Here is a 14,062-nt window from a genome sequence, read left to right on the forward strand (position 1 = left end):
CAATATAAAACGAAAGAAAATGACGAAAGCAGACATCGTAGCGAAAATTTCTGAGAAATTGGGTCTTGAAAAAGGAGACGTTCAAGCAACAGTGGAGTCTTTTATGGACGAGGTGAAAAACTCACTAGAAACTGGAGATAATGTATATTTAAGAGGTTTCGGTAGCTTTATCATCAAAACTAGAGCTGAGAAAACCGGAAGAAACATCTCTAAAAACACTACAATTAAAATCCCTGCTCACAACATTCCGGCTTTCAAACCGGCGAAAATATTTGTTGATGGAGTAAAAACGAATACAGAAGCAAAAAATTAACTAATTATTAATCACTAAACACTACAAGTTATGCCAAGTGGTAAAAAAAGAAAAAGACATAAGGTAGCTACTCACAAACGTAAAAAAAGAGCGAGAGCTAACCGTCACAAAAAGAAAAAGTAGTTTAAAACTACTTTTTCTTTTTTAAAATTAAAAGTTCATTGAAATTTGGATTAAGACTGCGGATCGCAGCTTTCAGACACCAGATTATTTCTGCGGTCTAAAATCTGTAATCTGACATCTATAATCCAACCGGGTACAATACCTGTAAAAAATTGTTTAATCCATCTGTACAATTCTGGAATAAGGAACAAGGAATAAAGAATAAGTCATCTTTTTTAAAGATTTGCAACTTTTCACTTTTCACTTTTTCACTTTTCACTTAACTGTATGGATAAAAATGTACACATTTTGAACAAAGAATTAATTATTCGAACCAGTTCAGATGCCGTAGATTTTGCCTTATTAAAAGATGGAAAACTAGTTGAATTGCACAAAGAAGAAGGTGGCGAGGAAAAAGGCGGCTTTCAGGTTGGCGATATTTTTATTGCCAAAATCAGAAAACCGGTTCCGGGACTTAATGCTGCGTTTGTAAACGTAGGTTTCGAGAAAGATGCATTCCTGCACTATCACGATTTAGGCCCAAACCTCTCTTCGATGATAAAATTCATCAAACTTGTAAGCGCAGGTAAACTAAAAGATTTCTCCCTAAAAAACTTTCCTTTTGAGCCGGAAATAAACAAGGATGGAGCCATCAGCGACGTGCTGAGCGCCAATCAGTCTATTCTCGTTCAGGTAGTTAAAGAACCAATATCGACCAAGGGTCCACGAATAAGCTCTGAGCTTTCACTGGCCGGCAGATATGTGGTTTTAGTCCCTTTTTCGGACAGGGTTTCGGTTTCACAGAAAATCGATTCTAAAGAAGAAAAAGACCGATTAAAACGATTGGTTCAATCTATCAAGCCAAAAGGATTTGGTGTTATTGTTCGCACAGTAGCAGAAGGCAAAAAAGTGGCCGAACTGGATAAAGATTTGCAAAACTTGCTCGACAAATGGTCAGCAACATGCAAACGAATACCCACCGCACATCATCCGTCCCGAATTTTGGGCGAAGTAAACAAAGCTTCTTCCATATTACGAGATGTGTTTAACGACACCTTCACGGGAATTTATGTCGATGATGAAGATTTGTATTATCAAACTAAGGACTATTTGCAAGAAATAGCTCCTTCTAAAGTCTCAATTGTCAAGCATTACCAATCAAAGGATTTACCTCTTTTTGAAAAGTATCATATAGAACGACAAATAAAAACGTCTTTCGGAAAAACAGTTTCTATGAGCAAAGGAGCTTATCTGATCATAGAACACACGGAAGCTTTGCACGTTATCGATGTTAACAGCGGTAACCGATCAAACAAAGCAACCAATCAGGAAGACACCGCACTGGAAGTAAACATGATTGCCGCAGCAGAAATAGCGCGACAACTAAGACTTCGCGACATGGGCGGGATTATTGTGGTCGATTTTATAGACATGCAGAATCCGGACAATCGTAAAAAATTATACGATTTTCTGAAAGAGGAAATGAGCGATGACAAGGCGAAACATAAGATCTTGCCTCCTAGCAAATTTGGATTAATTCAAATTACTAGACAAAGAGTCAGACCCGAAGTAAGTATCAAAACAAGAGAAGAGGACCCCAACAAAGAAAATGGGGAAATCGAAGCTCCAATCTCAATCGTTGATAAAATAGTGGTTGACCTTGAAAGAATTATCAAAGACCATAAAAAGGTTGTTTTAAACGCACACCCTTTTGTGGCAGCCTACCTTACCAAAGGTTTTCCATCAATACGTTCAAAATGGTTTTTTGAACATAAAAAATGGGTAAAAATCATACCGCGTGACGCTTACACGTTCCTTGAATATCATTTCTTTGACAAAGAAGGAAATGAAGTTCGATAAAAAACAAACCGCCCGTTGTAAAACGAGGCGGTTTTTTTATGCCCTTTTTTAAGTTTATATTATCCTAATAAAAACCTAAATACAAAACGGCCCGCAAACAAATTCGTTAATTTTGCCATGTCAAAACATTTGGCTCAGCTGCATAAAAAACCTTGCGAAAATGAATAATCAATTAAAAATACAAATTTGGTCCGATGTAATGTGTCCGTTTTGTTATATCGGAAAGCGAAAACTGGAAGAAGCATTACAACAATTCGAGAATAAAGATGCTGTTACTATCGAATGGAAGAGTTTTCAGCTCGACCCAAGAGCCAAGTATCAGCCCGAAGACAACACGTTTGATTATTTGGCAAAAAAATACGGCCGGGACAGAAATTGGTCCGTTGCTATGCACGAAAGCGTTACACAACAAGCCAAAGCTGTAGGATTGGATTATCATTTCGAAAAACTGATTTTAGCTAATTCTTTAAACGCGCATCGTTTATCTCATCTCGCTAAAAAGTATCATTTGGGTGACACTTTCGAAGAATCGTTATTTAAAGCACATTTCACCGAAGGTTTGGACATTGACGATAAACCAACATTGACACGACTCGCTTTAGGAGTTGGACTGAAACTGGAAGAAATTGAATCCGTTTTAAATTCGGATGCCTATATTAACGAGGTAGAACAAGAAATGAACGAAGCACAAAGCCTTGGCGCAAACGGTGTTCCATTTTTTGTTTTTGATGATAAATATGCGGTTTCCGGAGCGCAATCTCCCGAAGTATTTCTACAAACTTTGCAAAAAACATGGGAAGAAGGTAGCTTTGATGCTACTTTGGACTTTCAAAATTCAACCGGAGAGAACAGTTGTCACATCGAAGGTTGCGAATAAAACATAATATTAGCCTGATATTTTAAACGAAACTGCTATTCTCTCAAATAGCAGTTTTTTTATTTTCGTCTTTCAGCAAAAAAACGTTTCATCAGACTACCACATTCGTTTTCCATTACACCTCCAACAACGACAGTTTTCGGATGTAATTTCCCTCCCATAGTCATAAAGCCACGGTGTTCATCACGAGCTCCGTAAACAATTTTTGTAATCTGTGCCCAATACAAAGCACCGGCACACATCTGACAGGGTTCTAAGGTCACATACAGCGTACAATCCTTTAAATACTTTCCGCCCAAAAAATTCGCCGAAGAAGTTATGGCCTGCATTTCGGCGTGAGCTGTAACATCGTTGAGCAATTCGGTCAGGTTATGAGTACGGGCTATCACCCGGTTATCCACCACCACAATGGCTCCTACAGGAATCTCGCCTTTTTCAAAAGCTATTTCGGCTTCCTGATAGGCTTTTTTCATAAAATATTCGTCGGTGAAAATATTTTCCATGAAAACAAAAATACAATTTCAAATCGTACATTTGTCTTATGTCTGATAATCTCTTACAAAATATCCATAACCCAACCGACTTAAGAAAACTTTCGCCGGAGCAATTACCGTCTTTAGCCAAAGAGTTGCGCGAATTCATCATCGACATCGTTTCACGTAAAGAAGGTCATCTTGGAGCAAGTTTAGGCGTTATTGAACTGACCATTGCGCTTCACTACGTCTTCAACACACCGGAAGATTTATTGGTTTGGGACGTCGGGCATCAGGCTTATGGGCATAAGATATTAACCGAACGGAGAGACGTTTTTCACACGAACCGCCAGCTGCATGGAATTTCCGGATTCCCCAAACGAAGCGAGAGTATTTACGACACGTTTGGTGTAGGTCATTCTTCCACTTCGATTTCCGCAGCATTGGGAATGGCTTTGGCCTCGAATTTAAAAGGCGAAACCGAAAAACAACATATTGCAGTCATCGGCGATGCTTCCATCGCATCGGGAATGGCGTTCGAAGGACTCAACCATGCTGGTGTAACCGATGCCAACTTATTGGTTATCCTGAACGACAACGCCATTGGAATAGATCCGAGTGTTGGTGCTTTAAAAGATTATCTCACTTCGGTTAAAGAGGGAAAAAATCCAAAAGCTAACAACATCATTAAGTCGCTGAATTTTGACTATTCCGGTCCAATCGACGGTCACGATTTTAACGCGCTTTTGAAAGAATTGAACCGGTTAAAACATAAAAAAGGACCTAAGTTCCTGCATATCATCACCACCAAAGGCAAGGGAATGCAATTGGCTGAAGAAGATCAGGTCAAATACCATGCTCCAGGCAAATTCAACAAGGAAACAGGAGAAATTCTGCCGAAATCAGAAGATAACCTACCTCCCAAATTTCAGGATGTGTTCGGACATACTTTAGTGGAATTAGCACAACAAAACGAAAAAATAATCGGAATCACACCCGCCATGCCAACGGGTTCCTCGATGAAATTCATGATGGATGCTTTCCCTGACCGCGCCATTGACGTTGGGATAGCGGAACAACACGCAGTGACCTTAGCAGCCGGTATGGCTACGCAGGGCATGATCGTCTTTTGCAACATCTACTCTACTTTCATGCAACGAGCCTACGATCAATTGATACACGATGTTGCACTGCAAAATTTACCGGTAATTTTCTGTTTGGACCGTGCCGGATTAGTTGGAGAAGACGGTGCCACCCACCATGGCGCGTACGATACAGCCTATCTGAATTGCATCCCGAACATGATACTTTCTGTCCCAAAAGACGAATTGGAGTTACGCAACATTATGTACACTGCCCAACTCGGTCTGGAACATCCGATTGCCATTCGTTATCCGCGCGGCAGAGGCATTATTTTGGACTGGAAACAACCATTTGAGAAAGTCGAAATCGGAAAGGCAAAACAACTTCGAAAAGGATCTGATACAGCAATACTTTCAACCGGCTTTGTAGGCAACAATGTCGCCGCAGCACTAGAAAACACTAAAAACAGCGAATTATACTCTCATTACCACTTCCCTTTTGTAAAGCCGTTGGATAACGAAACATTAAAGACAATCTGCGAAACACATAAACATATAATTACAGTCGAGGAAGGAACTGTCATCGGCGGTTTTGGAAGTATGGTTGCTTCTTTCTGCACGGAGAACAATTATTCAATATCTGTAAAAAAATTGGGAATTCCTGATATTTTTATAGAACAAGGCACCATTTTAGAACAACAACAAATTTGCGGCATAGACGTTAATAGTTTGGAAACGATTTTCTCAAGTCGTTGAAAATGTTCATTTTTGCACCAAATTTAACCTACCTGTTGCCATGAATACCTTGAAAACCTATCTATTAGGATTAATCTGCATTGTAGCATTTCAACAAAGTTTCGCCCAAAATGTTATCCGAACAGCAGTTCCGGATACTATTAAACGATGGGAATCAAAAAACGACTTAGGCCTTGATTTAACTCAGATTGCGTTTGTAAATTGGAGTGCCGGTGGAGAAAATGCAATTTCCGGAATTCTAAAAGGTGCATTTATCCGAAAGTACAAAAAAGGCCGTTTCATATGGCATAACGAACTTATTGCCCGTTATGGTTTAAACAAACAAGACGGAATAGAAGCGAGAAAAACAGACGACGTGATTCAGTTTAACTCTACAGCCGGATTTAAGACAGACTCGATCTCGAATTGGTATTATTCTGCTAAATTTAATTTTAACACCCAATTTACGAACGGTTATGCTTATCCAAATACCGATTTAGCCATTTCAAAACCTTTTGCCCCGGCCTATATATTTTTGGGACTAGGAACCGAATACTTTAAAAAAGAAGGCGAAAACGGCCTTAGGATCTATATTTCGCCTTTAACCTTCAAAACTACCTTAGTTTTAGACGATCGCTTAGCAGATCAGGGAGCTTTTGGAGTTGACAAAGCAATCTATGACGCTAATGGAAACCTTATAAGTCACGGTAAAAAAACAAGAACTGAAATGGGCTTTTTAGTAACTAATCAGTACAAAAAAGAGATTTTCAAAAACATTATGCTCGACCACCGCCTGGTACTTTACACCGATTACATTAAAAATTTCGGAAACATAGACATAGATTGGCAAGTGCAGATGAACATGATCGTCAATTCACATGTCCGAGCCAATATTTCCACGAACCTGATTTATGACGACGATATCAAATCAAAAGATGAAGTTGACGGCGCAGTAGTAACGCGAGGACCAAAGGTTCAGTTAAAACAAATATTAGGCTTAGGACTAAGTTATTCTTTTTAAGCTAAAAATCTTACATTTACATTTTTAGTTTAAATTCCTCAACTGTTGAATTAAAATAACATACAAACCCGAAACACGAACACAACAACAAATGAAATCTATTATTGACCAACTCAAGGAGAGTATAAGGTCAAATCCTTCCGTTGTATACAGTCTATCGGGAGCAATCTAAACTGGAGCAGAACGCAATGCATAGTTCTTTCAAAAATCATTTCCAATCGCGCTGACAAAAGCAAACTCCCTGAAAAATTCCAAAAAGAGCAAAACAAGCCTGACCATTTCCAGCATAACTCTACAACGAATTTTCAATGATCCCTATATGGAAAAAGTAAATCCCGATTTGAGATTTCTTAAAACATTGGACAAACTCGCCGTCCTTCTAGGACATCCTTCCCTAAACGATTTTTTTTCCCATCAATAAAATAAAGAAACAAACTTAAAAGCAGATCAAAACAAGCCTTTTTCAGAAGAATTTGAAAGATTGGCACTCAACTCTACGAAGAGGGATTTAAATGCATCCAAAAGCCTCCAAACGTTGAATTAGCCAACCTGAAGAATTACTTGTTTGCCGACAGTCCTTTGATAAAAAGGATTAGCGATGCACTCCAGAGATATTTGGCTCTAAACTTTAAGATCAATACCATTGACAACCGTTCCAACTTCGAAGTATATGATTTTAAAATAAACAAACCTATTTCATAAAGAAAAAAGATGGTGTCTGGAAAATATGGAACAATCATAATCCCGATTACAAGGGTTATTCACCAAAGCCGAAGAAATAACTCTTAAAGTACATGTGCTCATTTAAAACAAAAAAAGGGAATCCAATTGGATTCCCTTTTTGATTGTATCAAAGTATTCTTAGTTAAGAATGATTTTTTGAGTATAATTGATATTCTCTCCGTTAACTTTAATCAGATATATACCTGACTGAAGGTTTCCAAGTTGAATAGCACCTTCAATGCTGAAATTATTAACATCCTGGCTGTAAACTTTTCTTCCGTTTAGGTCGAAAACCTGAATAGATAATTCCCCTGAGTAATCACTGATTGCAATATTCACCAAACCTTTTGTTGGGTTAGGATACACACGAATTGATTTTTCGTTTTGGAATTGGTCAACTGCCAGAGTACAGCTCGGTTTAGGTGCCGGTACTGTAAAATCTTCAATCTGATCCTGGATCCCGGCAGCTCCTGAGTTAGTTCCTGAATCAGCGTAAAGTCCAACTCCACGTCTAGCAAATGTCTGCCATATCAAACAATAATTTTGCCCTCCAGTAGTTGCCTGATCTGCATCAATAAGAGCATCACGACCAGTTACAAACGTTGGTGTACAGCCATCTATTTTAATAGCGTCCAAAACCAATCGCATCACTTTGTTATTACCACCCGTACCTGTATAAATATTTGGATCATAACCGTATTTATCGATATAATTCCAAGCTAAATCCCATAAGATAGTACACCAAACAGAACCCACCGAGTGAACATCTATTCTATCCTGACTTCCGTCGTTGTACCACATCTCATTAGTATCTCCGTACGTTAACGGATTTACAGACATATTTGGAGAATATCTAAATGGTCTAATACCAGGCCCTGATGGCGGTTGAGCCACAGCGAAAGTAGCAAATCCTCTAGCATCGTTTCTGGTATCTCCTGGTTTGATTTGCATCATTAACCAATACCAATCTGACCATCCCTCACCCATTTGTTCAGAACCATTCAAACAGTTACCAGACAATCTTGCTGAAATTCCGTGACCATATTCGTGAGCAATGATTCCATTATCCAGATCTCCGTCAGAATTAACAAATCCAGGTGCGGGAGCAGACATTGTACCTGTTGTAGTTGCTGTCAAAGCAGCGATGATTTTTTCTCCATCTTCCTTACTAATACTTACTGCCGGAATTGTAATAGTGCCATCTGCACCACCCATGGAAATATTCCCATCAACATTGTTAACTATTAATACAGCTATTGCTCCGGCTAGTTGAGCGCGTTTAACCTTTGCAATAAACTCACAGTCACCTCTTCTGATAACCGCAATCTTACCACTTAAAGCAGCAGCATTAACAGGCGCTGTACAAGCATCTGAAGTGTCAGGCGTACCATCATTATACAATACTAATGTACCGCTTAAACCTGCCGGAGCAATCGGTAATCCCACATGTCCCGGATTGAAGTTATTGTCAACAATAGCATATGCTCCAGCAGCAGCAGATGGTGCATTAATAGTCAAAGTTGTCGTCGGTGCAACATTCCATAAATACATTTGCATTCTTGGCTTCTGACCTTCCGCTGGTGTAGAAAAGTTTGCATTATTTAAGTTTGGTGGTGATGCTTGAGAACCATCCTGTGCCTCTGCATTAACAGCGTCGTTCCCTGTTCCTCCACGACCATAATTGGCCATTTGGAAATTTTTATTTCTCTCATCAAAACCATACTGATACCATAAGTCGTGCATGATATTATTCATGTAGAATAAATTCGTAAGAGCCGCAGGCATATAAGTAAAAGCCTCTACCGTAGTTCCAGGATAAGGAAAATCAAAAGTAAGATTAGGGAAAGTTCCTGTTCCGGTAGGTTGAGACCCTACTGTGTTAGACCCATAAACATCATCGTATGCATTGACATTGTTTCCCTGAGTCCTAGTAAACTGGTTTGAGGAGTCGCCAGTACCTCCAATAGTAGTCACAGTACTGTGCCATCCATTAGGCGAAGCGTTGGCAGTCTCAGGATTTGTAACAAGTTGTCTCGAAGTATGGTTTGGACTTTCAAAATTCCATGGAATAACTCGGTAATTTGTTGTTCCTGGGGTCAATGCAGCTGAACTGTTTTTAAAGAAAGTTTCTGTAAATTTATTAGAATAATGAGCATGTCCTACATGATTACCACTGAAATTACAAGTCAACACCATGTCATTTTTCTCTAAAAGTTTGCCAGTTAAAGCATCAACTTTCAAATTCCATAAATGTTGCAAGTCCTGAGAATAAAACTCATAATCCCAAGCTAATTTCAACGTATTTTCATCCGTTTTGAAATAAACCAACTCTGCAGTGATTGGGTAGTCTGCAAGCGCCCCATTACTTAATTTGTATTCATACTGCGACTTTTCAAGAATTTGAACAGAAGTTAATTTAGTTTCATTGAGTTGCGGCAGAATATTTAACAATGCAGCCTGCACCTCAAATACCGGAACAGAAGCATTAACTTTTCTTTTTATGTTAGGAATAAAATCTTCTCCTCCTTTAAAAACCTGGCCATTTTTAATCAAGAAATTGGAATCCGAATTATAAACCTCGATCCCGTTGCAACGCTGCTTAACGTGATAATTGTTTATTCCCGTCGTTTCGGAACTAAATTCATTAACTATAACCAAATCAGAAACATCCTCCGTCAGTAATGAAGATTTAGCAGTGTTTTTATTTGCATACGCTTTAATTTTATCCAAAGGATTTTGAGAAAACCCAAAAAGCGAAGCTAACAAAAACACCCCGATAGTAATTTTTTTCATAGCTTTTTAATTAAATTTTTTGTAGTTAAGTTCCACAAAATTAAATAATTAATTCCGTATTTTAAAAAAAATAAAATATTTAACTAATTCCCTTGATTATTTTAAATAACTGCAAAGCCTTTCCATCGGTAAGCATCGAAACAAAATGGCAAATATGCATCAGTCGTTCATACAAACTCATTTTTTCGGTTACAAATTTTTCAGGTAACAACTTCAGTATCAATTCATCATAATTACTGGACTTCCCTTCAAATTTATTATTATAGGCCGATGAAAATTTATCCAAAAGTGTATTGATAACCTGATAGCCGACCACTTCTTTTTCAACCACTTCCCTACTTTGGTAAATATTTTTTATACTGATTTTGATAATATCATTCATCTGTGCTTTAAACTCACTTTTATCGGTTAGAGCATGAGGAAATTTACCTTCCAGTATCAGTTTTTCATTAGCTATGAAGACTTTCACCGCATCATTTATCAGACTACCGATAGCCAAAGCCCGCAGGTAACTGATTCGGTCTTCTTTGGTGATCAGAGACTTATACTTATCAGCATCAATATTATTTTTAACCAGCTTGATAAGATATTCCAAAGCAAACTCTTCCTGTATCAGACCAAGGTTGATTCCGTCTTCGAAATCGATTATCGTATAACAGATATCATCGGCCGCTTCCACCAAATAAGCCAAAGGATGCCTTTCAAAACCTACATCATTTCCGGTTTTATTAGAAATCAATCCCAATTCGGAAGCTACCTCATTGAAAAACGGCTTGTCCTGTTGAAAGAACCCATATTTTTTATCAGCAATGTTTGCAGTTGGTTTTTTAGGAAGGCTTTCTTTCGGATATTTCATAAAAGCACCTAAGGTAGCATAGGTCAAACGCAGACTTCCTTCCACACCAGGACGAGAACCTGTCAGAACAGAAAAACCATTAGCATTCCCTTCAAAATCGATTAAATCCTGCCATTCTTTGTCTGTTAATTTTTCTTTGTATTGTTGCCCAGCTCCGGTTATAAAATATTCGCCAATAGCCTTTTCCCCGGAATGTCCAAAAGGCGGATTCCCGATATCATGCGCCAACGCAGCTGCCGCCACAATCGCACCGAAATCGTTCATGTGATAACCGTGTACTTCTTTTAAATGAGGGTATTTTTCAAGCAGCTGCTTACCAACCAAACGCCCAAGAGAACGCCCAACAACGGAAACTTCCAAACTATGCGTTAATCGGGTATGTACAAAATCAGTTTTGGAAAGCGGAATTACCTGCGTTTTATCCTGCAGGCTTCGGAAAGCAGAAGAAAATATGATTCGGTCGTAGTCGACTTCAAATCCCAGACGGGTATCATCCTGTTCTTTTCGTAATCGTTTACTCGTATCGCCTTGTCTCCTTAATGACAGTAGCTGTTCCCATTGCATCATAACCTAAAGTTTGAAATTTTTAGCGTTACGAATGTACAAATTGAAAACCGAAATCTCTTATAAATCTTTTCGCATGCAAACACTGCTTTCCACGCCAACATATTGACCGTAATTAGGTATTTGATGGTAGCCAACTTTTTTATACAAAGCAATGGCATTTTCAAGTTTGAAAGAAGTTTCCAGTATACAGGAAGTAAAATGCAATTCTTTCGCCCAGACTTCCAACTCCTGTAAAACAGCCATAGCCACACCTTTATTTCTATGGTCCGGATGCACAAACATTCGTTTGATTTCACCGGTTTGCAAATCGTACGGTTTGAGCGCACCACATCCTACCGGAATATTGTTTTCGTAACAAACGATTGCATTTTCGAAGTAAATCTGATTGTATTGTGCGAAGAAATCCTTCTCATCACCATCAATATCTATCAGATAAGTATCAAATAATTGGGTAAGGTATTTGAAATCCTGGTTTTCCGAAGTCGTTCGAAGGAGTATCATCATTTATTTATTTGCCTGTTTGTGGATCTCCGCCTGAATAATATTGTTTTTTACCGATTTGAAAACCTGGCTCTTAGCTTCGGCAAAGGAAACATCGTAAATACGGTCCAACTGCTGAAATTGAACCGGATATTTCGACAATAATGTATCATAATAGTTATCCAACACCTCGTTTGAAGGAGATGTGAATTCAAGTTTCAGTTCAAAACGACGTACAAGCGCATCATCGATCATTTGAATCTGATTGGTTGCTGCAATCAGGATCGATTTCTTAGGGAAATTATCAATCAACTGCAGAATTGCGTTTACAACACGTTTCATTTCGCTGCTGTCCTTATTGTCGTAATCTCGGATCTGACCCAACGAATCAAATTCATCGAAAAACAACACGGCGCTTTCGTAATTGACCTCCTTAAACAATCCTTCGACGTTTTTAGCGGTTTCCCCCAATTTAGAAGAAACAATACTGGCCAGATTGACAATAATCAATTTCTTATCCAACTGTTTCGCAATAGCTTTAGCCGTCATGGTTTTCCCGCAGCCGGTTTTGCCGTACAAAAGCATTTTATTTACGACCGGCAAATCGTACTTTTCCAGCACTTCACGGAATTGGTATTCTTTCAGGAACTGACCGATCTGTTCGGACACTGCTTCGTTAAAAACCACATCTTCCAGCTTAACATTGCTTCGGTCTATGAAATATAAATTACTCAATGGCAAAAGTTTTAATAATAAATCTTATTCTTTTTGGTTGGACAGGAAGAAATTTCGCGATTTCTTTGGGTATTGATCATAACTTTTATCACTCGGATTTTCTATTACCGATTTGATATTGATTTCATCACCCAGTTTAAAGTTAGCTACGGTATACTGATAATCCAATAAATATTCCCCGCAGAAATAATTCCCGTCAGCATCTTGTTCAATGATTCCAGTGTAAACACCTTTTTTCTTGTCTTTTGTCATGATTGTCATTTTTAGAATTACAAAGGTACGAAGAGTGCGTCGATTTGCCGTAAAATAAAAAACAGCCGTCTTAATGACAGCTGTTTGCTTATATTTTTAAAATTATTGAAGAACTGCACTAAAATAATTTTGCACTTTAATTTACTATTTCAGATAAATAGTTATCTCCTGCATCATAACTATGACTGATAAAGATTACTAGCGCTTAATAATCTTTTGAGAAACAAATCCTTTGTCGGTTTTCAAACCTACAATATAGTTTCCTGCTGGAAATTGCGAAATATCAATCTTGCCGTCATTTAACACCAACTCTGATCGTTTGCCTTCAACATCATAAATATACACGTTCAAAATCTTATCTGAAGTTTCAACCATCACATAATCGGTGGCAGGATTTGGATACAATTGTAAACCCTCCTGTCCCTGCAATGACACCTCGGTTCCTAAAGTAGAGGACGGAACGGCTTTCACCACCACATTATCATAATTAAATCGAATAGGATAGGCGGGGTAACCCAAATACCCAACCCAATATCGGGTATAATTATTCGCCTGAGTAAAATCAGGAAACACCTTATAAAACCCAGGACCTTTAAAAATAGCCTCTCTAGTAACCGTGTTATACGAAAACATCAACCTTAACCATACATTTTTCGGCAATACAACACTTGTATTGCCATCCCCCAATTCCCGTTCCTGACTCAGATTATTAGCAGCGTAAACAACCTTTGAATTATACCGCATCATGACTCCAATCGTTTGCGTCTGATCAGCTAGAAGAGCTAATCCTCCCCTTGCGGTGAAATCAGAGTCAGGACCTGTAAAGTAATCAAATTCCACCTCTAAAACATTATTTCCAGAGTTTCGTAAAGGCCACTGCTCTAAATTTATATAAAGAATGCAATCAGGACGAATACTTAATCTTTTCCCTGTTCCATCCTGAATTACTTCAAAAGCATCATAAGGCGACCCATAAGCAATAGATGTAGCTTGGTCAGCAAAATCTCCAGCTGTATAAGATTCAAAATTTTCATTATACAATACTTGGGAATAAACGTTGTAAGTTACCGACAAAATAAGAACCAAAGTAAATAGTGTTTTCATACCTTCATCTTTTTTAATTATCTATTTTATTGACAATCATAAAGTTACGAAAATTTTTCAAATGATTCTAAAGAAGGAAATTACCACAA

Annotated in this window: 12 protein-coding genes; 5 read left to right on the forward strand and 7 right to left on the reverse strand. The window is 38.3% G+C overall.

Features of this window, described 5'->3' with window-relative positions; all coding sequences use genetic code 11:
- Positions 1–4 precede the first annotated feature (4 nt).
- The 3 genes from LZF87_RS01985 to LZF87_RS01995 all read left to right on the forward strand — a co-directional run bounded on the left by LZF87_RS01985 (position 5) and on the right by LZF87_RS01995 (position 3,152).
- The gene (locus tag LZF87_RS01985; protein WP_262486475.1) at positions 5–313 is read left to right on the forward strand and encodes an HU family DNA-binding protein; all 309 of its coding nucleotides are present in this window, start codon (positions 5–7) and stop codon (positions 311–313) included.
- Between the two features lie 411 nt (positions 314–724).
- Complete coding sequence (locus LZF87_RS01990) at positions 725–2,275, forward strand: Rne/Rng family ribonuclease (protein ID WP_244340823.1); 1,551 nt, start codon at positions 725–727, stop codon at positions 2,273–2,275.
- Between the two features lie 160 nt (positions 2,276–2,435).
- Positions 2,436–3,152, forward strand: coding sequence for a DsbA family oxidoreductase (locus tag LZF87_RS01995; protein ID WP_244340825.1), 717 nt, complete (start codon positions 2,436–2,438; stop codon positions 3,150–3,152).
- Positions 3,153–3,211: 59 nt separating this feature from the next.
- Here the strand turns inward: LZF87_RS01995 and LZF87_RS02000 are convergent, their stop codons facing one another.
- Entirely contained in the window at positions 3,212–3,655 is a 444-nt protein-coding gene (locus tag LZF87_RS02000; RefSeq protein ID WP_244340827.1) for a nucleoside deaminase, read from the reverse strand.
- A 38-nt stretch (positions 3,656–3,693) separates the two neighbouring features.
- On the opposite strand from LZF87_RS02000, the gene LZF87_RS02005 reads away from it, so the two are divergent.
- Positions 3,694–5,463 carry a 1-deoxy-D-xylulose-5-phosphate synthase gene (locus LZF87_RS02005; RefSeq protein ID WP_244340829.1) on the forward strand — a complete coding sequence of 590 codons (1,770 nt, stop codon included), beginning with the start codon at positions 3,694–3,696 and terminating at the stop codon, positions 5,461–5,463.
- Positions 5,464–5,503: 40 nt separating this feature from the next.
- Positions 5,504–6,463, forward strand: coding sequence for a DUF3078 domain-containing protein (locus LZF87_RS02010; RefSeq protein WP_244340831.1), 960 nt, complete (start codon positions 5,504–5,506; stop codon positions 6,461–6,463).
- 861 nt (positions 6,464–7,324) lie between these two features.
- Here LZF87_RS02010 and LZF87_RS02015 read toward each other — a convergent pair.
- The 6 genes from LZF87_RS02015 to LZF87_RS02040 all read right to left on the reverse strand — a co-directional run bounded on the left by LZF87_RS02015 (position 7,325) and on the right by LZF87_RS02040 (position 13,973).
- Positions 7,325–9,979, reverse strand: a complete 2,655-nt coding sequence (locus LZF87_RS02015) for a T9SS-dependent M36 family metallopeptidase (protein WP_244340833.1) — start codon at positions 9,977–9,979, stop codon at positions 7,325–7,327.
- Between the two features lie 79 nt (positions 9,980–10,058).
- Positions 10,059–11,399 (reverse strand): deoxyguanosinetriphosphate triphosphohydrolase, encoded by a 1,341-nt coding sequence (locus LZF87_RS02020; protein WP_244343691.1) that lies wholly within the window; start codon positions 11,397–11,399, stop codon positions 10,059–10,061.
- 60 nt (positions 11,400–11,459) lie between these two features.
- Complete coding sequence (locus tag LZF87_RS02025; protein WP_244340835.1) at positions 11,460–11,906, reverse strand: GNAT family N-acetyltransferase; 447 nt, start codon at positions 11,904–11,906, stop codon at positions 11,460–11,462.
- Positions 11,907–12,617 carry an AAA family ATPase gene (locus LZF87_RS02030; RefSeq protein ID WP_244340837.1) on the reverse strand — a complete coding sequence of 237 codons (711 nt, stop codon included), beginning with the start codon at positions 12,615–12,617 and terminating at the stop codon, positions 11,907–11,909.
- Positions 12,618–12,641: 24 nt separating this feature from the next.
- Positions 12,642–12,869, reverse strand: coding sequence for a hypothetical protein (locus LZF87_RS02035; protein ID WP_244340839.1), 228 nt, complete (start codon positions 12,867–12,869; stop codon positions 12,642–12,644).
- A 198-nt stretch (positions 12,870–13,067) separates the two neighbouring features.
- Positions 13,068–13,973 (reverse strand): T9SS type A sorting domain-containing protein, encoded by a 906-nt coding sequence (locus LZF87_RS02040; protein WP_244340841.1) that lies wholly within the window; start codon positions 13,971–13,973, stop codon positions 13,068–13,070.
- Positions 13,974–14,062: the final 89 nt, after the last annotated feature.

Origin of the sequence: Flavobacterium enshiense, assembly GCF_022836875.1 — a bacterium.
GTDB classification, from domain to species: Bacteria; Bacteroidota; Bacteroidia; order Flavobacteriales; family Flavobacteriaceae; genus Flavobacterium; species Flavobacterium enshiense_A.